This is a genomic window from Bacillus sp. RC251, from assembly GCF_044908765.1.
GTDB lineage: Bacteria > Bacillota > Bacilli > Bacillales > Bacillaceae_G > Bacillus_A > Bacillus_A wiedmannii.
In genome coordinates, this window is sequence record NZ_JBIYDP010000001.1 from 1651268 (window position 1) to 1670410 (window position 19143).

18 protein-coding genes and 1 other annotated feature are annotated in these 19143 nt (G+C 31.8%); of the genes, 15 read left to right on the forward strand and 3 right to left on the reverse strand.

The window, feature by feature from the left end; translation table 11 throughout:
* Positions 1–133: 133 nt before the first annotated feature.
* The gene (locus ABH961_RS08290) at positions 134–241 is read left to right on the forward strand and encodes a YjcZ family sporulation protein (protein ID WP_000120182.1); all 108 of its coding nucleotides are present in this window, start codon (positions 134–136) and stop codon (positions 239–241) included.
* Positions 242–333: 92 nt separating this feature from the next.
* Here the strand turns inward: ABH961_RS08290 and ABH961_RS08295 are convergent, their stop codons facing one another.
* Both ABH961_RS08295 and ABH961_RS08300 read right to left on the reverse strand, forming a co-directional pair.
* Complete coding sequence (locus tag ABH961_RS08295; protein WP_098077343.1) at positions 334–1602, reverse strand: sensor histidine kinase; 1269 nt, start codon at positions 1600–1602, stop codon at positions 334–336.
* 85 nt (positions 1603–1687) lie between these two features.
* Complete coding sequence (locus tag ABH961_RS08300; RefSeq protein WP_098077346.1) at positions 1688–2569, reverse strand: protein kinase; 882 nt, start codon at positions 2567–2569, stop codon at positions 1688–1690.
* A gap of 127 nt (positions 2570–2696) precedes the next feature.
* Between ABH961_RS08300 and ABH961_RS08305 the strand changes: the two genes are divergently transcribed.
* The 12 genes from ABH961_RS08305 (at position 2697) to ABH961_RS08360 (ending at position 15530) form a co-directional block, all read left to right on the forward strand.
* Positions 2697–3206 carry a GrpB family protein gene (locus tag ABH961_RS08305; protein WP_098077348.1) on the forward strand — a complete coding sequence of 170 codons (510 nt, stop codon included), beginning with the start codon at positions 2697–2699 and terminating at the stop codon, positions 3204–3206.
* A 117-nt stretch (positions 3207–3323) separates the two neighbouring features.
* The gene (locus ABH961_RS08310) at positions 3324–3854 is read left to right on the forward strand and encodes a hypothetical protein (RefSeq protein ID WP_048547155.1); all 531 of its coding nucleotides are present in this window, start codon (positions 3324–3326) and stop codon (positions 3852–3854) included.
* Between the two features lie 12 nt (positions 3855–3866).
* The gene (locus tag ABH961_RS08315) at positions 3867–4541 is read left to right on the forward strand and encodes a response regulator transcription factor (RefSeq protein ID WP_404519219.1); all 675 of its coding nucleotides are present in this window, start codon (positions 3867–3869) and stop codon (positions 4539–4541) included.
* Positions 4538–5953, forward strand: a complete 1416-nt coding sequence (locus ABH961_RS08320) for a HAMP domain-containing sensor histidine kinase (RefSeq protein ID WP_098077350.1) — start codon at positions 4538–4540, stop codon at positions 5951–5953. The genes ABH961_RS08315 and ABH961_RS08320 overlap by 4 nt, the downstream gene beginning before the upstream one ends.
* A 108-nt stretch (positions 5954–6061) precedes the next feature.
* Complete coding sequence (locus tag ABH961_RS08325; protein ID WP_098077354.1) at positions 6062–7048, forward strand: zinc-binding dehydrogenase; 987 nt, start codon at positions 6062–6064, stop codon at positions 7046–7048.
* Between the two features lie 249 nt (positions 7049–7297).
* On the forward strand, positions 7298–7897 hold the full coding sequence (locus tag ABH961_RS08330; protein ID WP_098077357.1) for an undecaprenyl-diphosphatase: 600 nt from the start codon (positions 7298–7300) through the stop codon (positions 7895–7897).
* Between the two features lie 359 nt (positions 7898–8256).
* Complete coding sequence (locus tag ABH961_RS08335) at positions 8257–10395, forward strand: penicillin-binding protein (RefSeq protein WP_098077359.1); 2139 nt, start codon at positions 8257–8259, stop codon at positions 10393–10395.
* 177 nt (positions 10396–10572) lie between these two features.
* Positions 10573–10831 (forward strand) — a binding site (T-box leader).
* A 65-nt stretch (positions 10832–10896) separates the two neighbouring features.
* Positions 10897–12135, forward strand: coding sequence for an MFS transporter (locus tag ABH961_RS08340; protein WP_098077362.1), 1239 nt, complete (start codon positions 10897–10899; stop codon positions 12133–12135).
* A gap of 104 nt (positions 12136–12239) precedes the next feature.
* On the forward strand, positions 12240–13265 hold the full coding sequence (locus ABH961_RS08345; RefSeq protein ID WP_404519221.1) for a serine hydrolase domain-containing protein: 1026 nt from the start codon (positions 12240–12242) through the stop codon (positions 13263–13265).
* 206 nt (positions 13266–13471) lie between these two features.
* Positions 13472–13939, forward strand: a complete 468-nt coding sequence (locus ABH961_RS08350; RefSeq protein WP_000353194.1) for a DUF1453 family protein — start codon at positions 13472–13474, stop codon at positions 13937–13939.
* Positions 13940–14018: 79 nt separating this feature from the next.
* Positions 14019–14525, forward strand: coding sequence for a DUF3189 family protein (locus tag ABH961_RS08355; protein ID WP_098047630.1), 507 nt, complete (start codon positions 14019–14021; stop codon positions 14523–14525).
* A 198-nt stretch (positions 14526–14723) separates the two neighbouring features.
* Entirely contained in the window at positions 14724–15530 is an 807-nt protein-coding gene (locus tag ABH961_RS08360) for a DegV family protein (RefSeq protein WP_048547168.1), read from the forward strand.
* Positions 15531–15665: 135 nt separating this feature from the next.
* Here ABH961_RS08360 and ABH961_RS08365 read toward each other — a convergent pair whose 3' ends face one another.
* Positions 15666–16238 (reverse strand): DJ-1/PfpI family protein, encoded by a 573-nt coding sequence (locus ABH961_RS08365; protein WP_098721270.1) that lies wholly within the window; start codon positions 16236–16238, stop codon positions 15666–15668.
* A 261-nt stretch (positions 16239–16499) separates the two neighbouring features.
* On the opposite strand from ABH961_RS08365, the gene ABH961_RS08370 reads away from it, so the two are divergent.
* The gene (locus ABH961_RS08370; RefSeq protein WP_048547171.1) at positions 16500–17723 is read left to right on the forward strand and encodes a methyltransferase domain-containing protein; all 1224 of its coding nucleotides are present in this window, start codon (positions 16500–16502) and stop codon (positions 17721–17723) included.
* Between the two features lie 112 nt (positions 17724–17835).
* Positions 17836–19131 (forward strand): MFS transporter, encoded by a 1296-nt coding sequence (locus tag ABH961_RS08375; RefSeq protein WP_098630736.1) that lies wholly within the window; start codon positions 17836–17838, stop codon positions 19129–19131.
* Positions 19132–19143 lie beyond the last annotated feature (12 nt).

A 19143-nucleotide genomic window follows, 5' to 3' on the forward strand; every position in this document is an offset into this window, starting at 1 on the left:
CACTCTCAAATGAGTGCTTTTACTTATTTTTATGTGGACATGCTCAAAAAAGGGATATTTACATAATGTATAATACGAACCAGTTAAAATGATCAACTACCTATTAGTTTTCAAACCAAAAGGAGGAGAAAATATGAGTTACGGTGGTTCTTGTGGTTTTGGTGGAGGTTTCGCGTTATTAGTTGTGTTATTTATTTTATTAATTATCGTTGGATGCAGCTGCTGGGGCGGAGGGTACTAATTTCTAATTAGTCTCCACAAATGTAAACTTAAAAAACATAGAAGATACTTATGTATCGAAACAAATAAAAAAGGAGCAATTATGCTCCTTTTTTATTTGTTTTCAGATGAATTCATATTACATCTCGGCAATGTAATTGTCAAAGTTGTACCTTTATTAATAACGCTTCGGATTTTCAAACTACCTTGCATCGTTTCAATGATCTTAACAGCAACCATTGTACCTAAACCTGTACCTTTTGTTTTTGTACTAAAATATGGTTCACCAAATCGATTTACTTGCTCTTGTGACATACCAATTCCGCTATCCTCAATTCGAATAATAACTTTATTATTACTAATAGATGAGGAGATATGTAAAGTACCACCATTAGGCATTGCTTCAATCCCATTTTTTATTAAGTTTAAAAAACATTGTTGAAAGTGCTGTTTATTGCCTACAATTGTTGCCGTAGAAAAATCTTTTGTAATATGTATTGTATTCATATTGCATAATGGTAAGATCATATTAATAACTCGGTTCAACTCTTGTTCTACTGAAATATGATCTAATTTTTCTGAAGCGGGTTTGGCAAACGTTAAATAATCATCAATAATTCCTTGTGCACGATGTAACTCTTCAAGTATATGTTCAATATACTCATCTCTTGATTCTGGAGTTAAATTAGGTGTTTTTAAAAGTTGAGTAAATCCTTTTACGACAGTTAAGGGGTTTCTTACTTCGTGCGATATACTAGCAGCAAGTTGGCTAACAATCTCCATTTTCTCCATTTTAATCATCTTCGATCGCATACATACTGCATCTTTTAAAACTTCATTAAAATAAATGCCAAACAACATCAAAGTGGTTGGTAATATTATGAAATAAATAATGTACAAATTATTTACTTCAAAATCTGATAAAGTTAATACAATTACAGTTGTAAATATTGCTAGAAAAAATGTTAAAAACATTCCATAAGCTACTTTAATTTTTCTATTATACTTATTAAATTTTGCGGATGCGAATGCTGTAACGATAAACATTGTTCCATAAACTAGTATTGTTAACATACTAAATCCATAAAATGAAAATCTTGTAATTAATAAAATAGCAAACAAAATGATACCAACAGGGAAGCCACCATAAAGTGTGCCTATTATAACTGGTATTTGTCTTAAATCATGAATACAATTTTCATCCATATAGATTGGATAGCGCATACATAAAATAAGAGGGATACTCGTACAAAGGATAATAAGTAATTTTTTATATTTCTTTAAATAGCGTCCGCTATCATATATAAAATAAAAAATAAATATACTACTTAAAATGTAAAGAAGATTATTTAATACGTTTTGATTAATATAAACAAAGTTCATAATATTTTCCTCGTTATTTTGAATTTCCATTTTATATGTATTATACATGATTATAGTAGAAACTTTATGTTTTTAATAATATAGGTTATATCTTTTCAGCATTTGCCACGTTTATCCACTCTTCATAAAATACTTTAACTGATTCATATCGTTCAGCTCGGCTTTCATTTACAGCACGATGCGCTATTTCATATAAATCCCTACTTGCTTCCCATTTTGTAAAGGAACGATCTTTTCCACCTCCTAAAATTTCGAAAGCCATCGCCCCCATATTAAATACATTTGTTCTTGCATCAATCATAGCGTTTAGCTCAAATTCTTCAGGAGACATAAAACGCGAGGAACCCCATAATCTTCCCATTTTATTCACGTATGGTTTTTTAGAATATAAATCAATATCACAAATCTTCGTCTCATTTGTATGGAAATTATATAAAATACTACCGTCATAAAAATCTATTGCTACATAGTTTTCCTTTTCGACATATGTATGGAAAGAAAACATAGAATTTAAGGACTGAATTCGCTCCAAAACAGATAAATGCTTATATTTATAATAAGGAGAGTTTGGATTTTTATATTTCTCAGGAGGCGGGAAACTCCAATGTGAATGAAGACATTCGCCATCAAACCAATCAAAAATTAAGACATATCCAGATTGAACGGGAAAATGTTCAATTAATTGTATTAGTGACTCATGCTTTAATTCTTCATATAAGGAAACTGAATTTTTTAATCTATCAATTGCATCGCTGGTCCTTCCGTTATATGCAATTGTATGTGCCCCTGCATATTTAATAAATTTCTTATGACCATCTTTTTCTACACCAAAAGATAGATTGCCTGAATCTTGCTGGTCAAAAACCGCAAATACGGTTCCTAATTTCAATAGCCAATCAAAATTATGATGTTCTTTTAATTTAAATGTTACTTGATTTAATTGAATTTCAACTGGAATATCTTTCATAATATACCTCACATTTATTATAATTAAGTTGTATATTTCAGTATTCGACATATTTTGTAAAAATCCTATGTTAATCACATAAAATTTTATAAATATAATAATAAACACTTATAAGAGGGTGAACAATATGGAACAACAAATCGTTATTAAACCATATCAAAAAGATTGGTATGAAGAGTATGTAATAGAAAAAGAGAAATTTATTTCATTATTTGAAGGAGAATGTATTGCTATTGAGCACATAGGGAGCACATCTGTACAAGGATTAGGAGCGAAACCTCTAATTGATATGATGATTGGCGTAACGGATTTACAAATTACTGAAAAGTGGATTGAAGATTTATTAAATATTGGATATGAGTATGTTCCAAAAGAAACACCTAATCGACGTTTTTTTAGAAAGGGAAAATGGAGAGCTGGTACTCATCATTTGCATGTTTATATTTATAATAGTGACGAATGGAAAAACAATCTTTTATTTCGAGACTTTCTAATAAAACATGAATGGGCACGTAAAGAATATAGAGAATTAAAAGAGAAACTTGCAACTACATATCCTTTTGATCGTGTTTCATATACAAGTGCAAAAGCACCGTTTATTCAAAATATAATAAAATTAGCTAAAAAAGATCACTAGAAAATTCAAGTGATCTTCAAATTCTCATTTTATTTTAATCTTTCTCTCATGTTCCTTTCTTTTTAATTTGATATTCTGCTTGTTACAGAAGGTTTATAAGGAAGGAGCTTGAATGAATTGGAGAAGCTACTAAGAAATAAATATTTTCATTTGTATGTTAAAATTACAGGCATTACTATAATTTTTTGTAGTATAGCATTGTTAGTTATTAATGTAATATACGGCAACGCATTAAATGTGAAATGGTTAAATAAGAAATTAGGTTCTTTCGGTGAATACGGGGCAATTTTAGCTGCATCGTTATGGATTTTACGTCATGTATGGTTATTTTTAAAAAAGAAAAATATAATTGGGTTTAAATTGATAAAGGATATATATCTTTTTATAAAAAAATTTCACGTATTAATTGGATATACTGTATTAGCTGTATCATTTACTCATGGCGTTTATTTTTTATTAAAAGGAAGTCGGCATATACTTATATTTTATAGTGGTATATTCTCTCTTTTCATTTTAATCATACTAGGAGTCGTCGGATTTTTCTTACAGAAACATAATAAAAAAACAAACTTGATATTGTATAGAAAAGCACATCAAATCATTGCAATTATATTTGGGATAGGATTACTCATTCATTTAACTATATAGGAGGAATTACGGTTGCAATATATATTAATTATTGAGGATGAGGAAAGTTTAGCTGATTTTTTAGAATTAGAATTAAAGTATGAAGGATATAAGGTAGACATACAGTTTGATGGAAGGAAGGGATTAGAGGCCGCACTTGAAATAAATTATGATCTTATTTTACTTGACTTAATGCTACCAGGGTTAAATGGACTAGAAGTGTGTCGTAGATTAAGGGCAACTAAAAATACACCTATTATTATGCTGACTGCACGCGATAGTATTATGGACCGCGTGACAGGGTTAGATAGCGGTGCCGATGATTATCTTCCGAAACCATTTGCAATTGAAGAGCTATTAGCGCGAATGAGAGTTATATTTAGACGAGAAAAACATATAGAAAACAAACATGTATCATCTCTTACGTTTAAAGATTTACAGCTCCAGATTGAATCGCGAACTATTACAAAAGGTAATGAAGAAATCGAACTTACAAATAAAGAATTTGAACTATTACTGATGTTTATGAAAAATATTAATAGAGTACTTACCCGTGATGTTTTATTGGATCAAGTATGGGGATATGACGCGATGGTTGAGACAAATATCGTTGATGTATACGTTCGTTATTTACGTAACAAGTTACATAGTGTAGATAAGGAGGAATATATCCAAACGGTCCGCGGTGCTGGATATATAATGAAATGATTAAAAATATTGTGCATCGAATTCGAAATCTACCTATAAAGTGGAAATTAACACTTTGGTCCACTACTCTAGTATTTATTTTATTCATTTTATATAGCACTCTGCAGTTTATTGTAATTAACAAGTGGACTATAGACTATGAACAGAAACAAATAAATAGACAAGTGACAGAAATAGCGGCCTATTTCCAAGATAAAAATGATACCCTTTTGAGTAAAACGTTTGAAAACAGTAAAGATTTCTTAAACAATATGATTGATAAGCATCAAATGATTCGTATTATCGGCATGGACGGGAAACCAATTGTTACTGTTTCGCGAGATTTTAATGAAACATGGATAAAGCCAAAACAAGTTACACAAGAGGAATTATTTATAAAAAGACATGTAGAAGATCGCATATTAGTTAAGCGTATACCAATCCAAACAAAAGAGTTCACTGGTACTATTGAGCTTACGAAAAACTTAGAGGCTTTCGATCATTTATTAAAAATTATTCTAGTGGTAATGGTTATTGCTGGAATATGTGGACTAATCTTTAGTTTTTTAGGTGGGCTACTAATCACGAAAAAACTATTATCAAGCGTTCAAAATATAACGGATACGATGAAACGCATTAAGAAAAATGGATTGAATGAACGAGTTCCAGTACGTGAAAATAATGATGAACTTGCAAAATTATCGTTTCTTTTTAACGAAATGATGGATGAGGTAGAAACTTCTTTTACACAACAGAAACAGTTTGTTGAAGACGCATCCCATGAACTGAGAACACCACTAACAATTATTCAAGGACACTTATCTATGTTAAATCGGTGGGGGAAAAATGACCCAGCAGTTTTAGATAAATCGCTTCAATCCAGTTTAAAGGAAGTCGATCGTTTAAATAAGTTAGTTTTAGAATTGTTAGAACTATCAAGAGCCGAATCAGAACAGATGCATCCAATCGCAGCTGAGCCAGTCCATGTAAATAGTATATTAAAACAAGTTACACAAAACTTTGGCGTACTTCAAACTGAATTTCAATTTGAAATGAAACTGGATGGAGATACGGCATATGTCTCAATACCCTCATCTTACTTAGAACAAATTATTATTATCGTAATGGATAACGCTGTGAAGTATACAAAAGAAGTTAATAAATATATTTGTATTGAATCTAGTGTGCAATCAAGGAAAGTTAAAATTCGTATCATAGATCGTGGAGCGGGAATACCCGAAGCTGATTTACCTTTTGTTCTTAACCGCTTTTATCGAGTGGACAAAGCAAGAAGTCGAAAACAGGGTGGAAACGGTCTAGGTTTGTCTATTGCAAAACGACTTATAGAGAAATACAACGGAACAATTCAAATAGAGAGTAAAGAAGGCGAAGGAACAATCGTTACGATTACACTGCCTACCGTTTCACTTTAATAATTTAGAAAGAAGGGATGTTTTTGTGCATTCCTTCTTTTTTACGGTCAAATTATTTTGTTTATTTCGAACTTTCTAGTACATTAGAATCATGAAGGGGGAATAATAATGAAAGCTATCGTACAACAATATAAATCTGGATTTGAAGGGGTAGAATATAAAGTATTACCAGAGATAACACCTAATGCTGGAGAAGTGAAAGTGAAATTAAAATCAGCCGGTTTAAATCACCGAGATTTATTTATAATGAATAACAGAAAAGAAATGCAATTACCATTAGTTCTAGGATCAGATGGTGCAGGTATTGTTACGGAAATTGGAGAAGGTGTTTCAGGTGATTTATTACAAACCGAGATCATTATTAATCCTAGTATTGGATGGGATCATATTGCTGAAATACCCGAGTTACCAGAGGTGTTAGGTGGACCGAAAGATGGAACGTTTGCTGAATATGTGATTGTGCCCGCTGAAAATGTAGTGAAAAAACCGTCATATCTTACTTGGGAAGAGTCTGGCGTCTTATCTTTATCGGCACTAACTGCATATAGAGCGCTTTTTACAAAGGGTAGATTAAAGAGTGGAGAACATGTTTTAATTCCGGGCATAGGCGGCGGTGTAGCGACATTTGCCATGTTATTTGCAAAAGCAATTGGCGCAAAAGTAAGTGTTACTTCAAGGGTAGAGAACAAAAGAAAGTTTGCCGAAACCTATGGCGCAGACTTTTCTTTTAATAGTTCTGGAAATTGGGAAGAGAGTTTATGCGGAGAGAAGGTAGATTTAATAATCGATAGTATAGGTCCAGCAACATTCTTAAAATACTTTGATGTATTAAAACCAAATGGGAGAATTGTTAATTTTGGTGCAAGCTCTGGAGATAAAATTGAATTACCATTACGAGCGTTATTTTATAATCAAATCGATATTATGGGGACATCTATGGGTAGTAGTGAAGAATTTAATGAAATGATTAATTTTATAGAGAAATATAAAATTAAACCAATTATGGATAAAGTTTATTGGTTGGAAGAAGCGATTCAAGCATTAAGACGTATGGAACAGGGAGAACAATTTGGTAACATTGCACTTCGGATGTAATACAAATATGATTTTGCAACTAGTATATTCAAATGACTATGTTATGTATTCTATATATAAAAAGCATATGATTCGTATTGTTTTAAAGGTTTTTCAGCTTTATACATAATTAGCCATTATAAATAGTCTTAATATTGTCAAATAACTATTAGTAAAATGAGAATTAGATGAGAAAAGTTTAAGTCCATTTTCATATAGATGTTGTATACTGTGTAAATCACGAACGCTTTTATGTAAGGAGAGAGTATTATGAATTACACAGTATTTCAATGGTTTAATAATTTTGCAGGATCGTCCAAACTATTAGATACGCTAATGATTGCTATTACAAATAGTGCTGTATATGTAGCGATTTTGTTTATGTTTGTCTTATGGTTTAATAATGGAAAGAAAGTCAATGCCATTAAAAAACAATACACAGTGTTATATACGACACTTTCAGTCATTATCGCATTACTAGTAAATGTGGTGATACATGCAGTATATTACCATCCACGTCCGTTTGTATCACATGATGTACATCAATTAGTACCACATGCAGCAGACTCATCATTTGTTAGTGATCATTCTGTACTTGTATTTTCCATCGCATTTGTATTTTTACTTAGAGGAGAAAAACTTAAATATGTCGCTCTTATTTGGGCAGTATTAGTTGGTGTATCACGTATGTACGTAGGAGTTCATTATCCTCTAGATATACTAGGTGCTGCGTTCTTAACATTTATTACGAGTAGTTTAGTAATACAAAGTACACGTATGTTTGAACCGATAGCGAAATTTGTATTTAAAATGTACGCATTGGTAGCGAAACGAATTCCTTTTTTAGCGAAATATAATCATATAGCTTAATTTTTATAAATAACTATTTGTAAGTTTGTTTAAGAGTTCGCCTTTGGAAATCCAGAGGCGAACTTTTTTATTATGCACAAGATAAGGGTATGCGTATTAAAAGAGTGGAGAAAGAACAACGGAATTAGCATCATAAGTTCCTATTAAATTTGTATAAGTTAACCATCTTATAACGGAATATTCGTAAATTTCACGCACCGTACTGTAAATAGAAAAATAAAAGCAGAAACAACAGCTACTTTCAGAACGTTTTAAAGGAATTAAAAAGAAAAGTTCGAAACATATAGTATTGAAATCAAAAACTACATAATTTGTAGCACACCTTTGCCGCAATTAATTGTGAAAGAAAGGAGATCAATATGCATAAACTTCAAACGAATAAAGGCGCGCGGTATTTTATGATTGCTTTTATTGTTTTGTTTCTTATTATGCTTTTGCGTTTTTTCTATATTCAAGCAGTAGGGGTCGTGCATAATGTGAACGTCAAGGATCTTGCAACTGAACAACATAATAAAAATGGTGTTTTGGAAGCAAATCGTGGCACAATATATGATCAAACTGGAAAGGTGCTAGTCCAAGATTCCACAACGTATCGTGTTGTTGTGAATTTGAAAGGAACAAATAAAGTGAAAAATAAAGAGGAAACCGCAGAGCGATTAGCTGATGCACTTGAAATTGATAAAGAGGACGTATTAAAAAATTTTCATGAGGGACGCACGCAAGTTGAGATTGGAAAAGTTGGCCGGAATTTATCTAGAGAAGTAAAGGAACAAATAAAGCAATTGAAAATCCCGGGTGTATCTTTTATGTCAGAAAAAGCAAGAGTATATCCAAATGAAGATTTTGCATCTTATATTCTTGGTTTTGCGAGACCTGACGATAAAGGGAATACAGAAGGGAAATTTGGACTGGAAAAGAGTCTGGATAAATATTTGCGCTCGACAAACGGAAATATAGAATATGTGGGAGCACCAAGAGGGATCCCACTTACAAATGATATAGGGAAAATAGAACCCGCTAAAAATGGGAATAACGTATACCTTACGCTAGATAAACAAATTAATAGTTTTTTAGAAGAAGCGATGAATAAGGCGCAAGAGCACTATGATCCTTCTATGCTAGTAGGAATCATAGCGGATCCAAAGACAGGGAAAGTTTTAGCAATGTCTAGTAAACCTAGTTTTAATCCTAATAAAGGAGATATCGAATACTTTTTAAATGACCCAATCGCATATGCATTTGAACCAGGTTCAACTATGAAAGTATTTACGTTAGCTGCTGCAATAAATGAAGGGGTATATAACGGGAAAGAATATTTCCAATCTGGAAAATATTCAGTTGGTTCATCTGATATAAAAGATCATAACGGTGGGTTTGGATGGGGATCTATTACATTTGATGAAGGCTTTGAAAGATCATCCAACGTAGCTTTTTCTATTTTAGAAGATCAGTTATTGAAACCGGATAAATTTAAGCAATATATGAATAAATTTGGATTCAACCAAAAAACCGGAATAGATTTACCTGGCGAAAGTAAAAACACATTATTATTAAATACACAAATTCAACAAGTCACAACTTCTTTCGGACAAGGTTCTACAGTAACTCCCATTCAATTAATCCAAGCAGCTACTGCTATAGCAAATGACGGGAAAATGATGCAACCATATATCGTTGACAAAGTTGTAAATCCAATAAATAAACAAGTTATTATGGAAAATCAACCGAAAGAAATTGGGAATCCAATAAAAAAAGAGACAGCGGACAAGGTAAGAGACTTAATGGAGCGTGTTATTACGTCTTCAAAAGGTACTGGTACAATGTATAAAGTGGATGGTTATCCAATAGGAGGTAAGACAGGAACAGCGCAAATTCCGAATCCTGAAAATGGACGATATATGGAAGGAAAAGAAAACTATATTTTTTCATTTTTAGGAATGGCTCCGATTGATGACCCAGAGTTAATTGTATACTTAGCTATTAAGCAACCAAAGTTAAAGGGAGATGAGTATGGAGCTCAGCCGCTCGCTGAAATATTTAAACCAGTTATGAAAAATAGCCTTGAATATTTAAAAGTGAAACCATATACAGAAAAACAAATGGCAGATGCAACGAAACGATCCCAATTAAAAGTACAAAACTATGTCAATCAAGCAATGGATACAGTAGAGAATAGTGTGAAAAAAGAGAAGCTCCAACCGATAATTTTAGGCGAAGGAAAAATAATAAAACAATATCCGCAATCTGGTGAAGTAATGAGTGAAGGGGATCGTATATTTTTATTAGGGAAGAACGCAATAATGCCAAATTTACAAGGTTGGTCAATGCGTGATGTTATGTATTTCTCTAAATTATTAAAATTAGATTTAAAAACTACAGGTACGGGCTATGTAACGAGTCAGAGCATTGAAAAGGGACAAGATATACAAGAAGGAGATGCATTAATCCTAGAATTGGAACCACCGTTACAACCGCTAGCAGAGGCGAATACAAACTAATTCGGACAAAGTGAAGGGTCTATATACAATAGGCTCTTTATTTTATAGATTTAAGTAATTTCACGCACCGTAATTTTTAGAAAAAATAATAAATAAAAGAATTAACAGAAACACGTTATTAAATATCTGATTATTTTTTATTTACAGTTAAATATTTCTGTGATAATATGGAAAAAATCAAATGCAGTGAAGAGAAGAGTAAATAAAATGAATTTTTCACAGAGAGCTCCATTTAGCTGAAAAGGAGTAAAAATTCTTTATTGAACCAAGCCTCTGAGCGGCACATCGGAACCTTTTATTAGGGGGTGGTGTGACGGGAGCTCCCGTTATAGAGCTATGGTATAAGCATGATTTACAATGCAGTACCTAATAAGGTTAATATGGCGACATATTAACAAACTAGGGTGGCACCGCGATGATAAATCTCGTCCCTAAGACAAAAAGTCTTGGGGGTGGGATTTTTTTATTGTTTAAATACAATTTGGAAAGCGGGGGCCTAAAATGAAAAACTTACTTAAAGGTTGGAAATATCCTTTATTATTACTGTCTGGAGTTGGTATTGCGAATTTAGGGGCATGGATTTACTTAATAGCACTGAATGTACTTGTCTATAATATGGGAGGCTCAGCCTTAGCTGTTGCTACTTTATATGTAATTAAACCATTAGCCGCTTTATTTACAAACGCATGGTCAGGAAGTATGATTGATCGTTTAAATAAACGGAAGTTAATGATTCACCTCGATATATATCGTGCGGTATTTATCGCTATTTTACCTTTACTTCCATCACTTTGGATTGTTTATGTGTTCGTATTCTTTATTAGTATGGCTAGTGCAATTTATGAGCCAACTGCTATGACGTATATGACGAAATTAATTCCAGTTGAGCAAAGACAACGTTTTAACTCATTACGTAGTTTAATAGGATCTGGTGCATTTTTAATTGGGCCAGCGATAGCGGGAGTATTGTTAATAGCAAGTACACCAGAGTTTGCTATATATATAAATGCTATAGCATTTCTCATATCAGGAGTAATTACATTACTGTTACCTAATCTTGATAAAAAATCCGATATTCATACATCAAATGACAAGTTATCTCTAGCTGTACTAAAAAAAGATTGGAACATCGTTTTAAAATTTAGTAAAAAATCTTTATATATCGTTTTTATGTACTTCTTATTTCAAGGGATGATGGTTTTAGCTGCCGCAAATGATTCACTTGAATTGTCATTTGCTAAAAAAATTTTACTGTTATCAGATAGTGAGTATGGCTTTTTAGTTAGTACCGGCGGAGCTGGATTTATTTTAGGAGCTATAACAAATACAGTTTTATCAAAAAAATTAACACCTTCATTTTTAATTGGAATAGGATCATTATTCATCGCAATCGGTTATTTAATTTATGCTTTTTCAAATGAGTTTTTAATAGCTACTATCGGATTCTTTATTTTATCTTTCTCTATGGCATATGCAAATACAGGATTTAACACCTTTTATCAAAATAATGTCCCTGTCTATATGATGGGACGGATTGGGAGTATATATGGGCTTGTTATTGCGTTCATGACCATTTCGATTACGATTCTATTCGGAGTTGTAACCCAATTTATTTCTATACAACTTGTAGTTATTATAGGTTCATCAATCATGTTCCTTATAACTATCATATTGTGTGTGTTTATTTTATTGCCATCACAGTCTAAAGTGCATTCCTCTGAGTCAATCAATTCAAAATAGTAATCTTGGTTTTGATTTACGGTATTCAATAGGAGGGTTTACCCTCCTATATATGGAAATATAAGAAGGGTGAACAATATTGATAAACGAGGGTGGTTTTTGTAATGAAAACAAAAAATCAAATAGACAGTATTGTAAAAGAAATGCATCAGCATATAGATTTCTCTGGGGTAATTTTAGTAAGAGAAGAAAAAGGCTTAGTCTATGAAGAGGCGTTTGGTTACGCAAATCGCAATGAATGTATAAATAATACGCTACAAACAAGGTTTGGAATTGCCTCCGGTTGTAAAATATTCACTGCTATCGGTATCTGTCAACTTGTTGAAAAAGGTGTAATCACTTTTCATACAAAGTTAAAAGAGTGTTTACGTATAAACTTTCCAAACTTCAATGAAGATATTACAATACATCACCTTTTGACGCATAGTTCGGGTATTCCGGATTATTTTGATGAAAGTATTATGGATAACTTCGAAGATCTTTGGGAACAAACTCCTATGTATCTATTAAAAAATTTAAAAGACTTCATACCATTATTCCAAAACAGAAATATGATGTTTGCAACAGGAAGTAAGTTTCACTACAACAATGCTGGGTTTATCATACTTGGATTAATAATCGAAGAACAGACAGGACTTAAATTTACGGAGTATATAGAAAAAAACATATTTAATCCAATTGGTATGAACGATTCTGGCTATTTTTCTTTAGATAGATTACCAAGACACACAGCTCTAGGATATATAAAAGACGAAATTAACCAAAATTGGAGAACAAACGCATACTCTATACCAATAATAGGAGGATCTGATGGTGGAGCTTTTATTACTGCGCCAGACATGCTGAAGTTTTGGGAAGCGTTGTTTAACTATGAAATTGTAAGCCGGGAATATACAAACATACTTTTAACCCCACACATTCAAGTAAATAAAAATCAGTCTTACGGATATGGAATATGGATTGAAACGAGAGAAAACAAGATATTCAAATATCATGTAATGGGTTATGATCCAGGCGTTAGTTTTCGCTCGGCCGTATATCCAGACTTAGGAATTACATTGGTTATCCCATCAAATAAAGGAGCGGGTCCTGAAAAGATAATGAAAGAATTAGAAAACTCTTTTTCATAAGGTTAAAAGAGTTTATGAACGCATTAATAAATGTAAAAAAGACGTACTATTTATTTGTACGTCTTTTTTGCATAAACAATGCTTAAAACTGATGGGAAATCACATTCTATATTTTATAATTTTTATTAGCTAGTTTATTTAAAGTATGGAATGAAAAGAAGCGAATATAATTTTCAAATGTAAACAAGTAAATAGGAGGACTCTAAATGGATATTCTATTTGTTATTCTACTTGTTGTTTTTATAATGATATTAATGCAAGGTAAAGAATATAAAGTGAATATTAATCGTATTTGGTTCATTCCGACTTTGCTGTGCTTTGCGACAATCCAGTCTATTATTCATATGGGACAATTAACTATATTGAAAGTATTACTATTCGTTGTAATGCTGGGGATTGGATTGGGCCTTGGAATGATTAGGGGAAAAGTTTTAACATTTCGATTAGATAGTGAAACAGGTCATGTATTACGAAAAGGAAATTGGTTAAGTACAATTATTCTACTTGCCATTCTAGGTACGAAGGTTTTGATTAAACAAAGTATGTTTTCTAGCAGTACTCACTATACATTAATGGTTGTAACAAATACCTTTTTATGTATCACATTAGGTACTGTAATTAGTAAACGATATTATATTTGGAAAAAATATAATGAATTAATACAAAAAACATGAAAGTATTCATCCATTGTTTAACAGCGCCGTGAACGGTAATACTAAATAACATTGAATTTTTACAACAAGGGATGATAATATGATATTCGTTTATACAGATTTTGGCGGAACACATTCAACTTCACTTGCTGCAGCTTATCATTTAAATAAATTACCAACGGATCGTAAATTAACGAAAGAAGAAATTTTGAATGTAGATTACTTTAATAAATTGAAAACAGAGGATATGGGAAAAATCATTTTTCATGGAATAGACGAAAATGGTAATCCGGTTTATACAATTGGATGTGGTGCATCAAAAGTCGTTGTACCTGCGATGAAACATTTAGGAGAGATTTTGCAAAAACATTATCAAAGTCATGAAAAGATTATTTTTTCTAATACATCACCAACAGTGCCTTTACCAATGACTTTCGGTGGTCTGTTTTCTAGAAGATTTCACATCGACTTCATCGGCGTACCGTTACTCGTATGGGGAGCGAAACTTTGCTGTGATAACGTGCAAAGGCTTGTTAGTTATACGAAGGAAGCTGGTCGATTGACCAATGATTATGTAGTAATTTTAGATAATGAAACTTTTAAATAATGTATGATAAGAGAAAATTGGGAAAAACTCCGATTTTCTTCTTTTTTTGGCCAAAATGACAAAAAATATTCACATTTAATATTCATCTACTATAGCCAAAACAATAAAGTCCTGTTACTATTACAGGGATATTCTCTTTTCGTAACATAAATATATAGAAAAGTCAGAAAAGAGGAGTTGAATTAAGGGAGGAACAACATGAAGCGTGTTGCTTGGATTACTGATAGTACAACTGCGAGTTTTAAAACAGAAGGAGATAACTTTGTTATCCCAATTGAAGTTATTATTGATGGTGTGTCGTACAAAGATTGTGAAGAAGGTGTGCGTGAGCGCGTTTATAATGCTTTGAACGAAAGTAAAACTGTCACTACATCACAGCCTAACATAGGGGAAATGGTAGATTTATTTTCGAAATGCAAAGAAGAATATGAAGAGGGATTTGCAGTTGCTATTAGCGGAAAAGTAAGTGGAACTTATCAAAACATGAAGTTAGCTGCAGACATGGCAGGTTTCCCATTAACGGTATTGGATAGTGAAACAACAAGTTATCCAATGGATGAACTAATTAGAAAAGCGAAATCGTTATACAATGATGGTATGACGTTACAAGATATACACAAAACATTAGTAGATGAAAAAAGAAGACCTTTCCACGTATTCCCGAAAAGTTTAAAAGGCCTTTACGCAAGTGGACGTGTAAAGGGAGTTCAATTTTTACTTGGAAGTTTATTAAGTGTCAACTTAATATTAGAAGTAAAAGGTGGAGAGCTTTTACTTGAAAAGAAAGTTCGTAAAATCCAAAAATGTCGAGAATATATTAAAAATGAACTTGAAAAAGAATTACCAAAAGTACTTCATATGTTCCATGCTAACGATAAAGATGGAGCTGAAGAATGGATTGCAGATATTAGACAAGCATTCCCTGAAATGGATTTCAAATTATACCCATTACCAATTTCATTTGCGGTTCATGCAGGTGAAGGTACAATAGCAATTAGTTATTAAGCAGAAAACCCGTGAATGATTCGCGGGTTTTTTTATTTAATTAAATTGGAATCGGAGGTATATTACGTCGCCATCAAGCAAAAAAGCTCATTTTATCGGTTTTGGGAGCAACCAATCCCTCAACTTGATTTGAAATTAAAAATATAGACCTTTGCCTACTGGCTGAACAGTTTCTAGCACAGTATCGACCATTTTTTCATTGATTAAGGTTCTTATAATCCAAGCTGAAAGATCTTGAGCAGCAAAACAACCTGCAGCAGTCGAGATATTTCCTTCGTTCACGAAACTTTGTTCAATAACGTCCACATCAAATTCCTTAAGCTGTTCTACTGCGGATGGATATGTAGTGGCTTTTTTACCTGTTAGCAATTTCTTAGCACCTAGTAGTAATGAACCAGAACACATAGATCCTATTAATTGTCTTTGAGGATCTACATGAATGCTATTAAGATACTCTTGATTTTTATATAAATCTTGTACACCTTTACCACTTGCAAATATTACTGCGTCAGCGGTAGGAATATGAGATATGCTTCCTGTCATGGGAATACGTAAGCCAGACATGGATATATGAGTTTTTCCCGTTCCTAATAGTTGAACGTTCCAATCAGAAATACCGCCAACTAAACGTACACGATTTAATAAATCCCATGGTAGAAAAACATCTATATCAGTAAAGTTATCGAAACAGACTATTGCAATTTTCATTTTTCAATCCCTCATTCCGTATGTATGTCCCCTTATTTAGAATATAAACTCCTCCTTTTTATTTTCTATATTAAGTTATAAATTCCTGTATATTCTATGCGATGGAAATTTAATTAAATAAAAGGATTATACACCTTATAAAATATGTGGCATTCAAATACCCCATACATAATGTAAATAATGTTGTTTCGAAAGTTTAAAGGGTTTTTAAATATAAAAATAGAAATCTATATAAAAATATATACAAATGGTAGGGGTATTATGAAAATTGGTAAGTTTGGAGAAGTAAATAACATAAGTATTGATACAATTAGACATTATATGGATCTCAGCCTCATTATTCCTGAAAGAAAGGGATCGCATTATTTTTTTGATGAGTATTGTCAAACAGATTTAGAACTTATATTATATTACAAAGATCTAGGATTTAGCTTGAATGAAATTAAAGAACTATTTTTTTATAAAAAATTAGCGAAATCTATGAATTACGAAAATGATCCTTTTTACCAATCTTTATTTAAATTGAAATATGACAAGATGGAACAGGAAATAGAAATTTTGGTGAAGAGGCGGGATAAATTAAAGAAAGTGTTACATGATTTATTATTAACAAATGAAACTTCAAATTCAATTATAGGGATAGATTTAAGCGTACTGCATTTGCTTACATGTTCTAAGTGTAGTAAAAAACTAATTCTTCAAGATGGAATTATTAATAACAATCAAATTACTGAGGGGAGGTTACTTTGTAATTGTGGTGAAGAATACATTATTACTTCAGGAATTATAACTGCTGGTAAATCATTTAAATTAAATGAGCAAACGTCACTTGAAGATACTATTTCGGATTATATTCATGAAACTGATAATGCTTATTTGGAAAATATGCATAGAGAAGGGGAATGGGCGAAAAAGAAACTAATACATTTAAATTTAAATAACAAATTAATACTGGATTTAGGATCGGGACTTGGATTCTTTTTGAGAAACATTTATGAAGAACTGCCCGAAGATTGCCTATACATTGCAGTGGATCGAGATTTAAATAAACTTTTATTTTTAAAAGATGTATTAGCGAGAAGAAATCCGAAAAGAAACATTCTCTTTATCTGTGCTGATTTTTTGAATATCCCTATTCAGAATCAGTCAGTTGATATTGTAATTGATCATTCTGGTACGAGCAATTATAGTTTTGAGCATGAGGATTTTTTACTTCGCGAATTAAATCCACTTTTTAAAACGGATTGTTATTTAGTAAGTTTATTTATTTTATTTAAAAATTTCAGCTCAAATAGCCAAATTAAAAATAACTTTCGAGAAAATTTTACACTTTCAAAAGTAACGAAAGAAATCCAAAATCTACACTTTCAATCCATCGATGAAAGTACTTCAAATTATTTGAAACGAGGAGGAAAGTACGAGGATTTCTTTGTTCAAGGAGAAGAAATTTATACATATTCATTTTTCGGAAAAAGATGGGGTTAACCCCATCTTTTATTTATTTTCCCTGAAAACTTTTCAAATAGTACATATTGCGATTGGGTTGACCCAAGAACTTACAATGTACGTAACACAAAATTAGGCAGGGGGAAAAGTGATGGGAAGTTTACGATTACATATAGAAAATAATAAAAGAAACCAAGAACTAAGAAATATTTGTTTATATTCAATTGCAAAAACAGTATCAATATTTGGTACCGCTATGTATAGTTTCGCATTAGGATTATATGTTTTACAAATAACTGGATCTGCGTTAAATTTCGCAATTACGCTCATATTAGGAACGATTCCAATGATTGTTATGAATCCATTTGCTGGTGTAATTGCTGATAAAGTTGATAAAAAGAAACTCGTCGTTTGTATGGATCTACTTAGTGGCTGCTTATTAATAGCTGTTTATATAGTAAGCAGCCACTATGGATTAAATTTATTCATCATTTATACTACTACATTTCTTATGACGGTATTTACAACCTTTTTTGGAATAGGGTTAGAAGCTGCGAAACCGAATATCGTCTCTAAAGAGAGGCTTATGAGTATTAATTCTATAAGTAAAATTATCGATTCTGTATCTTTAATTCTTGGCCCTATGTTAGGTGGTATCGTTTTTTCAGTATTTGATATTAAAACTTTTATCATTATAAACGGTATTTCATTTATTCTTTCCGGGATAGCATTACTATTTATTCACTTTAAACTGTTCGAGTGTAATATAAATGAGGAAAATGCAAAAAGAAGAGTTAATTTTATTAAAGATATAAAAGAGGGGGTTTCTTACTTACTTGAAAAGGAAAGCTTAAAGAATACGTTTCATATTTTAATTTCGTTTAATTTCTTCTTAGGCTTTGCTGTAACTGTTCCATTGCCATACATTATTAACACAGTACTCAATCTTGGTTCTAAGCAATTTGGTATCATTCAAGGGACTTTTCCAGTAGGGATGATAATTGGTGCAATTGTAGTAAAAAAGATAACTGATCGTTTTTCTTACTCTTATCTTTTGAAAAAACTAAGTTCTATGTTGTCAGTTTTTATGATTATTTTAGGAATTCCAGTTTTATTCAAAAGTTTTGAAGTGAATGATTTAGTATTCGTTATTACGTATTGTGTTGTTATGATCTTTTTAGGGTTTATTATAGCGCTAATTGATATTCCTTTAATTTATTTCATGCAAAATGAGATTCCCGATGAATACAGGGGAAGGGTTCTCAGCATTGGATTAAGTATAGGTAAAATGATGCTCCCTATAGCAATGGCACTATCTGGTCTATTATTAAATTATATCCCAGCGTACACCATTCCAATTGTAGGGGGATTCTTATATTTAATAGTAATTAAAGTTTCATCAAATCGTTTCATATTAGAGGTTCATTCGAAAGATTATAGTGCTTAGTAGATTCTTAGA

Coding starts and splice junctions, on each gene's coding strand:
- ABH961_RS08290 (WP_000120182.1), top strand. CDS start 134: ATGAGTTACGGTGGTTCTTGTGGTTTTGGTGGAGGTTTCGCGTTATTA.
- ABH961_RS08295 (WP_098077343.1), bottom strand. CDS start 1,602: ATGAACTTTGTTTATATTAATCAAAACGTATTAAATAATCTTCTTTAC.
- ABH961_RS08300 (WP_098077346.1), bottom strand. CDS start 2,569: ATGAAAGATATTCCAGTTGAAATTCAATTAAATCAAGTAACATTTAAA.
- ABH961_RS08305 (WP_098077348.1), top strand. CDS start 2,697: ATGGAACAACAAATCGTTATTAAACCATATCAAAAAGATTGGTATGAA.
- ABH961_RS08320 (WP_098077350.1), top strand. CDS start 4,538: ATGATTAAAAATATTGTGCATCGAATTCGAAATCTACCTATAAAGTGG.
- ABH961_RS08325 (WP_098077354.1), top strand. CDS start 6,062: ATGAAAGCTATCGTACAACAATATAAATCTGGATTTGAAGGGGTAGAA.
- ABH961_RS08330 (WP_098077357.1), top strand. CDS start 7,298: ATGAATTACACAGTATTTCAATGGTTTAATAATTTTGCAGGATCGTCC.
- ABH961_RS08335 (WP_098077359.1), top strand. CDS start 8,257: ATGCATAAACTTCAAACGAATAAAGGCGCGCGGTATTTTATGATTGCT.
- ABH961_RS08340 (WP_098077362.1), top strand. CDS start 10,897: ATGAAAAACTTACTTAAAGGTTGGAAATATCCTTTATTATTACTGTCT.
- ABH961_RS08345 (WP_404519221.1), top strand. CDS start 12,240: ATGAAAACAAAAAATCAAATAGACAGTATTGTAAAAGAAATGCATCAG.
- ABH961_RS08350 (WP_000353194.1), top strand. CDS start 13,472: ATGGATATTCTATTTGTTATTCTACTTGTTGTTTTTATAATGATATTA.
- ABH961_RS08355 (WP_098047630.1), top strand. CDS start 14,019: ATGATATTCGTTTATACAGATTTTGGCGGAACACATTCAACTTCACTT.
- ABH961_RS08360 (WP_048547168.1), top strand. CDS start 14,724: ATGAAGCGTGTTGCTTGGATTACTGATAGTACAACTGCGAGTTTTAAA.
- ABH961_RS08365 (WP_098721270.1), bottom strand. CDS start 16,238: ATGAAAATTGCAATAGTCTGTTTCGATAACTTTACTGATATAGATGTT.
- ABH961_RS08370 (WP_048547171.1), top strand. CDS start 16,500: ATGAAAATTGGTAAGTTTGGAGAAGTAAATAACATAAGTATTGATACA.
- ABH961_RS08375 (WP_098630736.1), top strand. CDS start 17,836: ATGGGAAGTTTACGATTACATATAGAAAATAATAAAAGAAACCAAGAA.